The organism is Mycobacterium sp. (genome assembly GCF_049802695.1).
GTDB lineage: Bacteria > Actinomycetota > Actinomycetes > Mycobacteriales > Mycobacteriaceae > Mycobacterium.
Genome location: NZ_JBARMY010000202.1, coordinates 1 through 11897, shown reverse-complemented (window position 1 = coordinate 11897; position 11897 = coordinate 1). Strand labels below are relative to the sequence as shown.

General features: G+C 66.5%; 10 protein-coding genes and 2 pseudogenes. 4 read left to right on the top strand and 8 right to left on the bottom strand.

Annotation, left to right across the window (positions count from 1 at the left end; all coding sequences use genetic code 11):
- Both WA317_RS08120 and WA317_RS08115 read left to right on the top strand, forming a co-directional pair.
- Nucleotides 1–332, top strand: a pseudogene (locus tag WA317_RS08120) (hypothetical protein); the annotation flags it as partial.
- 9 nt (nt 333–341) lie between these two features.
- On the top strand, nt 342–635 hold the full coding sequence (locus tag WA317_RS08115) for a DUF503 domain-containing protein (RefSeq protein ID WP_425172544.1): 294 nt from the start codon (nt 342–344) through the stop codon (nt 633–635).
- A gap of 21 nt (nt 636–656) precedes the next feature.
- Here the strand turns inward: WA317_RS08115 and trmI are convergent, their stop codons facing one another.
- Nucleotides 657–1490, bottom strand: coding sequence for a tRNA (adenine(58)-N(1))-methyltransferase TrmI (trmI, locus tag WA317_RS08110; RefSeq protein ID WP_425172543.1), 834 nt, complete (start codon nt 1488–1490; stop codon nt 657–659).
- Between the two features lie 74 nt (nt 1491–1564).
- Here trmI and WA317_RS08105 point away from each other — a divergent pair, with 74 nt between their 5' ends.
- Nucleotides 1565–2407 (top strand): RecB family exonuclease, encoded by an 843-nt coding sequence (locus WA317_RS08105; RefSeq protein ID WP_425172542.1) that lies wholly within the window; start codon nt 1565–1567, stop codon nt 2405–2407.
- Between the two features lie 20 nt (nt 2408–2427).
- Here the strand turns inward: WA317_RS08105 and WA317_RS08100 are convergent, their stop codons facing one another.
- From WA317_RS08100 to metH, 6 genes are all read right to left on the bottom strand, one after another.
- Nucleotides 2428–3798 carry an FAD-containing oxidoreductase gene (locus WA317_RS08100; RefSeq protein ID WP_425172541.1) on the bottom strand — a complete coding sequence of 457 codons (1371 nt, stop codon included), beginning with the start codon at nt 3796–3798 and terminating at the stop codon, nt 2428–2430.
- Complete coding sequence (locus WA317_RS08095; RefSeq protein WP_425172540.1) at nt 3795–4274, bottom strand: glycine zipper 2TM domain-containing protein; 480 nt, start codon at nt 4272–4274, stop codon at nt 3795–3797. The genes WA317_RS08100 and WA317_RS08095 overlap by 4 nt, the downstream gene beginning before the upstream one ends.
- A 131-nt stretch (nt 4275–4405) precedes the next feature.
- Nucleotides 4406–5302: an ATP phosphoribosyltransferase gene (gene hisG, locus WA317_RS08090; RefSeq protein ID WP_425172539.1), complete on the bottom strand. Its 897-nt coding sequence runs from the start codon at nt 5300–5302 to the stop codon at nt 4406–4408.
- Entirely contained in the window at nt 5302–5583 is a 282-nt protein-coding gene (locus tag WA317_RS08085; RefSeq protein ID WP_425172538.1) for a phosphoribosyl-ATP diphosphatase, read from the bottom strand. Before WA317_RS08085 ends, hisG begins: the two co-directional genes overlap by 1 nt.
- A gap of 27 nt (nt 5584–5610) precedes the next feature.
- On the bottom strand, nt 5611–7113 hold the full coding sequence (locus WA317_RS08080) for a sugar porter family MFS transporter (protein ID WP_425172537.1): 1503 nt from the start codon (nt 7111–7113) through the stop codon (nt 5611–5613).
- Nucleotides 7114–7115: 2 nt separating this feature from the next.
- Nucleotides 7116–10706, bottom strand: coding sequence for a methionine synthase (metH, locus tag WA317_RS08075; RefSeq protein WP_425172536.1), 3591 nt, complete (start codon nt 10704–10706; stop codon nt 7116–7118).
- A 98-nt stretch (nt 10707–10804) separates the two neighbouring features.
- Here metH and WA317_RS08070 point away from each other — a divergent pair, with 98 nt between their 5' ends.
- Nucleotides 10805–11683: a PAC2 family protein gene (locus tag WA317_RS08070; RefSeq protein ID WP_425172535.1), complete on the top strand. Its 879-nt coding sequence runs from the start codon at nt 10805–10807 to the stop codon at nt 11681–11683.
- 38 nt (nt 11684–11721) lie between these two features.
- Here WA317_RS08070 and WA317_RS08065 read toward each other — a convergent pair.
- A pseudogene (locus tag WA317_RS08065) lies at nt 11722–11897 on the bottom strand (cysteine--1-D-myo-inosityl 2-amino-2-deoxy-alpha-D-glucopyranoside ligase); the annotation flags it as partial.

Genomic DNA, 11897 nt, shown 5'->3' with positions numbered 1-11897 from the left:
CGGCGTTGCCGGGTTTGGCCAAGTTGCACCTGGTCGAGGGCTCGCGTCCAAACGATGCGCCGGTCTTCGACAAATTCGCCAGCGCGCTGCTGAACGGCGGCTTCGCGCCGCCCACCTTCAACGCCAGCGACATCGCCTGGTCGGACCGGGATCCGTCCGACGTCACCGCAACGGTCACCGTCACCGGTCCCAACCCGGCGGCGACCGGCTTCACCTTCCCGATGGAGTTCAAGCCGAATGAAGGCGGCTGGCAGCTGTCTCAGCAAACGGCCGCGATGCTGCTGGCGTTCGACACCTCCCACCCCAGCCCGTCGCCGTCGCCGACTCCGTAACGGGTCGCGATGTGGATCGGTTGGCTGGAATTCGACTTGTTGCTCGGTGACGTGCGGTCACTGAAGCAGAAGCGTTCGATGGTTCGCCCCGTCGTCGCCGAGCTGCAACGAAAGTTCGGTGTCTCAGCGGCCGAGACGGGATCGGTCGATCTGTACCGGCGGGCGGGCATCGGGGTGTCGACGGTGTCGGGCGATCGCAGCCATACCGTCGACGTGCTCGACGCTGCCGAACGGCTGGTCGCTGCGCATCCGGAATTCGAGCTGCTGTCGGTGCGGCGCGGACTGCGTCGCAGCGACGACTGACTTTCCACTCGCGCCGGGCGGCTACAGCTGGCGCTTGCGGCGAAGTGGCGGCGGCGTGACAGCGCCGGGGGCGAGCCGCCGCGCGGAGATCAGGAATGCGGTGTGGCCGCGCATGTTGTGCTGTGGGCGCACCGCGAGACCGACGACGTTCCAGCTGCGCTGCAAGGTCTCCCACGCGCGCGGTTCAGTCCAGCACTGCTGTTCCCGCAACGCTTCAACCGCTTTCGACAGCTGAGTCACGGTGGCTACGTAGATCGTCAGCACGCCGCCGGCGATGATCAGCCGCGACACGGTGTCGAGCACCTCCCACGGCGCCAGCATGTCTAGCACGACCCGATCGACTGACCCGTCAGGCAGTTCACTGTCGACAAGGTCGCTCAGCACTAGTTGCCAGTTATCCGGGGCGCCAGCGAAGAAGACCTCCACATTGCGGCGGGCGTGCTCGGCGTGGTCGGCTCGCAGCTCGTAGGAGACCACCGTGCCGTTCGGCCCGACCGCCCGCAGCAGCGAGCAGGTCAGTGCGCCCGATCCGGCGCCGGCCTCCAACACCCGCGCTCCCGGGAAGATGTCACCTTCGTGCACGATCTGGGCGGCGTCCTTGGGGTAGACGACCTGCGCGCCGCGCGGCATCGACATCACGTAGTCGACCAACAGCGGGCGCAGCACCAGAAACGGTTCGCCGTTGGCGGATTTGACGACGCTGCCCTCGAGCAGGCCGATCACCGAGTCGTGCGCGATGGCCCCGCGATGAGTGTGAAACTCGCCGCCCGGCTTGAGCAGCATGGTGTAGTGCCGGCCTTTGGTGTCGGTGAGCTGAACGCGATCACCGACAACGAACGAGCCGGTTGAAGACACAGTTCTCAAGCCTGCCAGCAGACGCGCCGACGCCGATGCGCGGGGTTGTCGGCACCGGCTTCTAGGCTGCTGGTATGCACAGCGCGCCGGCCGGTCAACTTACCTGGCGGCGGCCTGCGTTGTCACCGTCGCGGGCGGCAGACTTCAAACAGTGCCCGCTGCTGTACCGGTTCCGGGCGATCGATCGGTTGCCCGAGCCGCCGTCGACCGCCCAAGTGCGCGGATCGGTGGTGCACGCCGCGCTCGAGCAGCTCTACGGCCTACCCGCGGTGCAGCGGGTGCCGGAGACAGCCAAGGCGCTCGTCGGGCCGGCCTGGGATCAGGTGATCGCCGAGGAACCGGAGCTGGCCGGGCAGTTCGGGCCCGCCCAGCGCGCCGAGCTGCTCGAGCAGGCGCAGGCGCTGCTGTCCGGCTATTACCGGCTGGAAGACCCGACCCGGTTCGACCCGCAGAGCTGCGAGCAGCGCGTAGAGGTCGAACTGGCCGACGGGACACTGCTGCGCGGCTTCATCGACCGGATCGACGTCGCCCCTACCGGTGAGTTGCGGGTGGTGGACTACAAGACCGGCAAGGCGCCGCCGGCCGCGCGGGCACTCGCCGAGTTCAAGGCGATGTTCCAGATGAAGTTCTATGCGGTGGCACTGCTGCGCTCGCGTGGTGTGCTGCCGACCCGGCTGCGGCTCATCTACTTGGCGGATGGCCAGTTGCTCGACTACGCCCCCGACCACAACGAACTGCTGCGCTTCGAGAAAACGTTGATGGCGATCTGGCGGGCGATCCAATCCGCCGGTGCGACAGGCGATTTCCGGCCCAGCCAAACTCGGCTGTGCGACTGGTGCCCGCACCAAGCGCTTTGCCCGCTCTTCGGCGGAACACCGCCGCCATATCCCGGCTGGCCGGAGCAGCCGGCTGCCTGACTGCGATCTCAGCAGCCGGCCTACTGCAACGGTGACATCTCCTGCAGCATGGTGGGGATCAGTTCACTGACCGTCGGATGGATGTGCATGGTGCGCGACAGCGTGGTGTAAGGCGCTTTGGCTGACATCACGTCCAGGATCTCGTGCACGGCCTCGTCGCCGCCGACACCCAGAATGGCCGCGCCCAGAATCTGTTTGGTGTCGGCGTCGACAACCACCTTCATGAAGCCTTGCGACTCGCCTTTTTCCACCGCTCGGCCGACCCGCGTCATGGGACGTAACCCCACCAGCGCGCGGCGACCCGATGAGCGAACCTGATCAACCGTCATCCCGGCCCGTCCCAGCGGCGGGTCGATGTAGAGCGCATAGGCGGTGATGCGGTCACTGACCCGGCGCGAGTCACCGTCGAGCAGGTTGGCGGCGACGATTTCGAAGTCGTTGTAGGAGGTGTGCGTGAACGCTCCCCGACCGTTGCAGTCACCCATCGCCCAGATGTGATCGACGTTGGTCTTCAGTTGATCGTCCACCGTGATGTAGCCGCGCGGGTCGGTCTCGACACCGGCCTCGTGCAGTCCGAGATCGTCGGTGTTGGGTCGCCGCCCGACCGCCAGCAGCAAATGGCTGCCCGATATCGGCGCAGCACCGCTTCGAGCGGTCAGCTGACAGCCGTTGCTGTGATTAGTGATTCGGACATCATCCGCGTCGACGACGACGTCGATGTCCTCGTTCTGCAGGATGGACATGATCGCCTCGGAGACGTCGTGATCTTCGCGGGACGCCAGCCTGGGTCCTTTCTCAACGACGGTCACGCGGGCCCCGAAACGGCGGTACATCTGCGCGAACTCGAGGGCGATGTAACTGCCGCCGACGATGACGAGATGTTCAGGCACAACGTCGAGTTCGAGAATCGACACGTTGGTGAGGTAGTCGACGTCTGTGAGCCCGGGTATCTCGGGCACCACGGCCCGACCGCCGACGTTGAGGAAGATCCGGTCGGCCTGCAGCACGTCGTCACCGACCTGCAGCGTATGCGGGTCGGTGAACCGGGCGTGGCCGCGCACCAGCGTGCAGCCGTCCATCCCGTCCAGCCAGTCTTCGACGCCTTTGCGGTCGCTGAGCATGATGTCGTCCTTGCGCGCCTTGACTTTCGCCATGTCCACCACGACCGGTCCCGTGCCCACGCCGTAGTCGGCGCCGCGACGGGCCAGGTGAGCTGCGTAGGCGCTGGCCACCAGCGTCTTGGTGGGAATGCATCCGGTGTTGACGCAGGTGCCGCCGACCAGCTTGCGCTCCACCACGGCGACGGAGTGGCCGGCGGCGGTCAGCCGGCCTGCGAGCGGTGGCCCGGCCTGGCCGGCGCCCACCACGATCGCATCGAAACGCGTTGTCACAACGCGGCGGTGATGGCCGCGATGGCGAATCCGCCGAGCACCGCGATCGCGTCTTCAAGCAGCGCGATCGGGGTGGCGTGACCGTGGGCAGTGGTCAACCGGGACCGCGCTTGGTAGCCGCCCAACGTACCCAGCACCGCGCCCACGGCACCCGCGCCCAACCCGCCCCAGGTGTAACCCCAGGCGGTGCCGAGGACGGCGCCGGCGAAGGCGCCCATCACGATGCGGGCAGCAAACGACGGCGGCGCGGTCCGGGACGGCGTCTTGGGCAGCTTGTCGACGACCAACTCACCGAGCGCAAGCGCAGTGAAGATGATGACGGTGATCAGGTGGCCCACCCAGGACAGCCAGTGCCCGCTGAGGTTGATCCACTTCAGATAGGCAGCCCAGGCGACGACGGCGGGCGCGGTGAGTGAACGCAGACCGGCGACGACACCGATCAGCAGAGCCAGCAGCAAAACGTAGAGGTGCGTCACGGTGACCTTCCTGGCGGGGTATGCCGATCTGCCTTCGATTGTCAGGGCCGCGCTGCCACCTGACCGCGGTCGGCGATCGGCTCTAGCCGGACGCTAACACAGCAACCACGGCAGCAGCAGTGCATCCATGGTCAGAATCGGCAGAACCGGATATCGGAGGCCAAGATCGCTTTGGCTCCTATTGCGGCCAGTTCATCCATGATCTCATTGACGCCGCGGCGCGGCACCAGCGCGCGCACCGCCACCCAGTCCGGTTCGGCGAGCGGCGCGATCGTCGGCGACTCCAAACCGGGCGTGATGGTTGTGGCGTCGTCGAGAACCGCGCGCGGGCAGTCGTAGTCGAGCATCAGGTACTGCTGACCGAAAACCACACCCTGCACCCGGGCCACCAGTTGGTCCCGCGCGGTGCCACTCGGGCCACCTTCGACCGCCGCCGGCTCAGCCCGCTCGATGAGTACCGCCTGCGAATCACACAGCGGCTCACCGAAGGCCACCAGATGATGCAGGCTCAGGGTGCGGCCCGAGCCCACCACATCGGCGATGGCGTCAGCGACTCCGAGCTGGATGGAAATCTCCACCGCACCGTCGAGCCGGATCACGGTTGCTTCGATTCCTCTGTCGGATAGGTCTTTTCGCACCATATTGGGGTACGCGGTGGCGATTCGCCGGCCGGCCAGGTCAGGGAGCGTCCAGTCGCGTCCGGCCGGGGCGGCATAGCGGAAACTTGACGCCCCGAAGCCCAGCGCCAGCCGTTCGCGCACCGGCGCATCGGACTCGCGCCACAGATCGCGCCCGGTGATGCCGAAGTCGAGATCGCCCGAACCGACATAAATGGCAATGTCTTTGGGCCGCAGAAAGAAGAACTCGACATTGTTGTGCGGGTCGATGACCGTCAGGTCTTTGGGATCGGTGCGGCGGGAGTATCCGGCTTCGGCGAGAATTTCAATGGCCGGCTCGCTCAGGACGCCCTTGTTGGGTACCGCCACCCGCAGCGTCGACGCGGCGCCGTTTCGGAACGAAGCGGCCATCAGAGTTTCTCGTACACGTCGTCGAGTGTCAGCCCGCGGGCCACCATCAGTACCTGCGTCCAGTACAGCAACTGGCTGATTTCCACTGCGAGCGCGTCGTCGGATTCATGCTCGGCGGCCAGCCACACTTCACCGGCCTCCTCCAGAATCTTCTTCCCTACCGCGTGTACCCCGGCGTCCAGCGCTGCCACGGTGGCGCTACCGGACGGCCGGCTGCGGGCGCGTTCACCCAGCTCGGCGAACAGATCCTCAAAGGTCTTCACGGCCAGCGATTGTTTCACGCGCCGGCACCCGAAGTCACGGCGGTTTCAGCAGGCCTCTTCGCCTTCGGTCTGCAGCGAGTCGGCGTGCATGTCTTCCAGCGAGACACCGGTGGTTTCCCGGACCCACCGCCACACGAAGACGAACGACAGCACAGCGCACAGGGTGTAGAAGGCGTAGGCCAGCCCGAGCGCCTGGCGCAGCACCGGGAAGGTCACCGTGATCGTCCAGTTGGCCACCCACTGGACACCGGCGGACAATCCCAGCGCCGCAGACCGGATCCGGTTGGGGAACATCTCACCCAGCTGCACCCAGACGATGGGTCCCCACGACACCGCGAACGCGACCACGAACAGGTTGGCCGCGACCAGCGCGACCAGCGCCGAAGAGCCGGCGAGGATCGGCCGGCCGTCGACGACCGGAGCCCGGCTGAACACGACCGTCAAGGTCGCGAGCATCAGGGCCATACCGGTCGATCCGGCCAACAGCAGCGGCCGGCGGCCGACGCGGTCGATCAGCACAATCGCCAGCAGGGTGATCACCACGTTGACCATCGACGTCGCCAGGGCGATGGTGAACGCCGACGACTCGCCGAATCCCACTGCCTCCCACAGCACCCGGGAGTAGAAGAAGATCACCGCGATGCCGACGAACTGCTGCGAGACCGCGAGCCCCACGCCCAACCAGACAACGGGGTACACGCCCCCGGTCGGGGCGCGCAGGTCACGCCAGGCCGGCGGCTTCTCTTGGTGCAGCGTCTCGGCTATCCGGTTCAGCGTCGGCTCAACGTCGTGCTTGGCCAGCAGCTTCGACAGCACCTGGCGAGCGTCGGAGAACCGTTCGCCGGCAACGAGGTAGCGCGGCGACTCGGGAATGGTGAAGATCAACGCGGCGTAGACCACCGCGACGAGCACCTCGCCCAGATACGTCCATCGCCAGGCCGCCAACCCCAACCAGAGGTGCGCACTGGCACCCCTGGCAAGACGAAGCGGCACCCAGTTAACCGCCAGCGATCCGCAGATGCCCAGCACGATGCCCAGTTGGTGCAGTGAGCCGAGCCGGCCGCGGAGCTGCGGTGGCGAGATCTCGGCGATATAGGCCGGCGAGGCCACCGAAGCCACGCCAATACCGATGCCGCCGACGGTGTGGAAGACGATGAAGGTGGCGATGTTGCCGGCCAGCCCGGTACCCAACCCGCAGGCCACCAGCAGCGTCGCCGCGAGCCTCATCATCGCCAGCCGGCCCATCCGGTCGGCGATCCGTCCGCCGATCATCGCTCCGGGCGCGGCTCCCAGCAGCGCCGCGGCCGCCGCAAAACCCAGCAGTGCGTTGCCGAGACGGAAGTCCGCCGCCAGCCCGCTGATCGCGCCGTTGGTCACCGAGATGTCGTAACCGAACAGCAGACCGCCGATGGCGGCCACCGACGCGTAGTGGACGGCGGCACGAACGGCCCTGCGGGCACCGTGCCGATCCGATGGCAGCGCCTCCGCGTCTGGTGTCAGTGTCTGGCTCGTCCGTTCCTGAGCCTCGTCAACACGGTCAGCAGCCATGATCAGACGTTGAAGTACTTCGCTTCCGGATGGTGCAGGATGAAGGCGTCGGTCGACTGTTCGGGATGCAGCTGCAATTCTTCCGACAGTGTCACCCCGATGCGTTCGGGTTCCAGCAACGCCATGGTCTTGACCCGGTCCTCCAGGTCAGGGCACGCGCCGTAGCCGAAGGAGTACCGCGCGCCGCGGTAGCCGAGTTTGAAATAGTCCTCGACGGCCTGCGGGTCCTCGGTGGACATCGCCCGGTCGCCGGAGAACCGCAGCTCCTCGCGGATTCGCCGGTGCCAGTATTCGGCCAGCGCCTCGGTGAGCTGCACACCGATGCCGTGCACTTCGAGATAGTCGCGGTAGGAGTTCGAGGCGAACAGTTCGTTGGCGAAGTCCGCGATCGGCTGACCCATTGTCACCAGCTGGAATGGCAACACGTCAACCTGACCCCGCTCGATGGCCACGTCGCGCGGACGGATGAAATCGGCGATGCACAGAAAGCGGTCACGCTGCTGACGCGGGAAGGTGAAGCGGAAACGCTGCTCGGCGTCGGGACGCGGCTCGGTGAGCAGGACAACGTCGTCGCCCTCGGACACCGCCGGGAAGTAGCCGTAGACGACCGCTGCGTGCGCGAGCACACCGTCGGTGGACAACCGGTCAAGCCAATACCGCAGCCGCGGTCGGCCCTCGGTCTCCACCAGCTCCTCGTAGGACGGGCCCGCACTGCCCCGCACGCCGCGCAACCCCCACTGACCCAGAAAGAGCGCGCGTTCGTCGAGCAGTCCGGTGTATTCGGCCAGCGCCAGGCCTTTGACGATGCGCGATCCCCAGAACGGTGGCACCGGCACCTCGACGTCGGTCGCCACGTCGGAGCGCTCCGGCACGACGACCGGCTGCTCGGTCGCCTTGCGTTGAGCTGCAATCCGTTTGGACCGCTCATGGCGGGCCTTGCGCTCGGCTTCCTTCTGCCGCGCGGCCACCGCTTCGGCGCTGTCGACGTCGGGAGCTTCGCCCCGCTTCGCGCTCATGATGGTGTCCATCAGTCTCAGGCCCTCGAAAGCATCTCGCGCGTAATGCACTTCGCCCTCGTAGATTTCAGCCAGGTCGTTTTCCACGTAGCTGCGAGTCAACGCCGCGCCGCCGAGCAGCACCGGAAACTTCTCGGCGACACCGCGGGTGTTCATCTCCTGGAGATTTTCCTTCATCACCACCGTGGACTTCACCAGCAGCCCCGACATTCCAACCACGTCGGCGCTTTTGTCTTCGGCCACTTCGAGAATGTTGGCAATCGGCTGCTTGATGCCGATGTTGACCACCTCGTAGCCGTTGTTGCTCAAGATGATGTCGACGAGGTTCTTGCCGATGTCGTGCACGTCGCCCTTCACGGTGGCCAGGACGATGCGTCCCTTACCGGAGTCATCCTCGGCCTTCTCCATGTGCGGTTCCAGATAAGCCACTGCGGTTTTCATCACCTCGGCCGACTGCAGCACGAACGGCAGCTGCATCTGACCGGAGCCGAACAGCTCACCGACCGTCTTCATCCCGGCCAGCAGGTTCTCGTTGATGATCGCCAGCGGCGGCTTCTGCGTCATCGCCTCGTCGAGATCCGCTTCCAACCCGTTGCGTTCTCCGTCGACGATGCGCTGCGACAACCGCTCCAGCAGCGGCAGCTTGGCCAACTCGGCTGCGCGCGACTCTTTCGACGACGCCGCCGAGACGCCCTCGAACAGCCGCATCAGCTCCTGCAGTGGGTCGTAGTCCTCGCGGCGCCGGTCATAGACCAGATCCAGCGCGACGTCACGCTGCTGGTCGGGGATCCGGTTCATCGGCAGAATCTTCGAGGCGTGCACGATCGCCGAATCCAGGCCGGCTTCCTGGCATTCGTGCAGGAAGACCGAGTTGAGCACCTGACGGGCGGCGGGGTTGAGACCGAACGAGATATTGGACAACCCCAGCGTCGTCTGCACATCCGGGTGACGTCGCTTCAGCGCGCGGATCGCCCCGATGGTCTCGATGCCGTCTTTGCGCGACTCCTCCTGTCCGGTGGCGACGGTGAACGTCAGGGTGTCGATGAGGATCGACGACTCGTCGACGCCCCAGTTGCCGGTGATGTCGGCGATCAGCCGCTCGGCGATCTCAACCTTCTTTTCGGCGGTCCGGGCCTGGCCTTCCTCGTCGATGGTCAACGCGACCACCGCGGCTCCGTGTTCGGCTACCAGTTCCATCGTCTTGTGGAACCGGGACTCGGGCCCGTCGCCGTCTTCGTAGTTGACCGAGTTGATGGCGCAACGCCCGCCCAGGTGCTCAAGACCGGCACGCAGAACCGGGGTTTCGGTGGAGTCCAGCATGATCGGCAGTGTCGAAGCGGTGGCTAGCCGGCTGGCCAGCGCCGCCATGTCGGCCACGCCGTCACGTCCCACGTAGTCGACGCACAGGTCCAGCAGGTGCGCGCCGTCGCGGGTCTGGTCTTTGGCGATGTCCAGACACTTCTGGTAGTCCTCGGCGATCATCGCCTCACGGAAGGCTTTCGACCCGTTGGCGTTCGTCCGCTCACCGATCACCAGCACCGAGGCGTCTTGCGCGAACGGAATCGCGGTGTACAGCGACGACACCGCCGGTTCGTGGGTGATGTTGCGGCGGCCGCGCTCGGCCTTGCCGTCGTTGAACGTCGCCACCGCGGCGGCGACCTGCCGGATGTGCTCAGGGGTGGTGCCACAGCACCCGCCGACCAGCGCCAACCCGAATTCGGCGATGAAACCGGCCAGCGCCTCGGCCAGCTCGTCGGGCTGCAGCGGGTATTCAGCGCCGTTGGCACCCAGCACCGGCAACCCGGCGTTCGGCATCACCGACACCGGGATGCGGGCATGCCGGGACAGGTGACGCAGGTGCTCGCTCATCTCGGCGGGCCCGGTCGCGCAGTTCAGCCCGATCATGTCGACACCCAGCGGCTCGATGGCCGTCAGCGCCGCCCCGATCTCACTGCCCAGCAACATCGTGCCGGTGGTTTCCACGGTGACGTGGGTGATCACCGGGATGTGCCGGCCCAACTGGACCATGGCCCGGCGCGAGCCCAGCACCGCGGCTTTGAGTTGCAGGAGATCCTGGCAGGTCTCGATCAAGATGGCATCGGCGCCGCCGTCCAGCATGCCCAGTGCGGCCTCGGAGTAGGCGTCGCGGATCACCGCGTACTCGGTGTGCCCGAGGGTGGGCAGCTTGGTGCCCGGGCCCATCGAACCCAGCACGTAGCGTCTCCGCTCGGGTGTGCCCAGATCGTCGGCGACGCCGCGGGCGATGGCGGTGCCGCGGTAGGCCAGCTCGCGGATTCGGTCGCCGATGTCGTAGTCGCCCAGGTTCGACAGGTTGCAGCCGAAGGTGTTGGTCTCCACGGCGTCGGCGCCGGCCTCGAAGTAGGCGCGGTGGATGGTTTCCAGCACGTCGGGGCGGGTTTCGTTGAGGATCTCGTTGCAGCCCTCGAGCCCACGGAAGTCGTCGAGGGTGAGATCCGCAGCCTGTAATTGGGTGCCCATCGCGCCATCGCCAATGAGGACGCGTTCGGAGAGGGTCGTCAGCAGGTCGGTGTCGTAAGCAGGATCGCCGGAAGTCATCTCCATAAGGATAGCTGGCCTATTGATTTCGGTGGTCCACCTGCACCGTTCGAATGCATCGGCGTCCTTGCTGAGCGTTAACCCTTACGCTGAAACATGTGACTCCGGCCGATGGCGGCGCCGCGCTGCCCGAACTGCACAACACGATCGTCGTGGCGGCTTTCGAGGGTTGGAACGATGCCGGCGACGCGGCCAGTGACGCGTTGGAGCACTTGGACGCTATCTGGGAAGCCGATCCGATCGTGGAGATCGATGATGAGGCTTACTACGACTACCAGGTCAATCGCCCGGTGATCCGCCAGGTCGACGGGGTCACCCGGGAATTGATGTGGCCGGCGATGCGAATCTCGCACTGCCGCCCGCCCGGCAGTGACCGCGACATTGTGCTGATGCACGGCGTCGAGCCCAACATGCGGTGGCGCACCTTCTGCGCCGAGCTGTTGGCAATCGCCGACAAGCTCAACGTCGACACGGTGGTGATCCTGGGCGCGCTACTGGCCGACACGCCGCACACCCGACCGGTTCCGGTGTCCGGCGCGGCCTACTCCCCCGAGTCGGCCCGGCGTTTCGGCCTGGAGGAAACCCGCTACGAGGGCCCCACCGGTATCGCCGGTGTGTTCCAGGACGCCTGCGTTGCCGCCGGGATTCCGGCGGTGACGTTCTGGGCGGCGGTGCCGCATTACGTGTCGCAACCCCCCAACCCGAAGGCGACGGTGGCGCTGCTGCGCCGTGTGGAGGATGTGCTCGACATCGAGGTCCCGTTGGCGGATCTGCCCGCCCAGGCCGAGGAGTGGGAGCAGGCGGTCAGCGAGATGACCGCCGACGACGAGGAGATCGCCGAGTACGTGCAGTCCCTCGAGCAGCGCGGCGACGCCGAGGTGGACATGCACGAGGCGCTGGGGAAAATCGACGGCGACGCGCTGGCCGCGGAGTTCGAGCGCTACCTGCGCCGGCGCCGGCCGGGCTTCGGGCGATAAGACCCGGCTGAGACTCGGCGTGTCGCGCTGAGCAAGCGTTACAGCTGCACACCAAGCAGTGCGTCCACCGCGGCGGCCACCGCCAGCGGCGCGGTGGTGTCGTGGCCACCGTATTCGAGCGCGTCGGTGCTCCAACCGTCAAGTGCAGCAAGGGCTTTCGGGGTGTCCAGGTCGTCTGCCAGGTAGCGGCGCAGCCGGGCGACCGTGTCGGTGG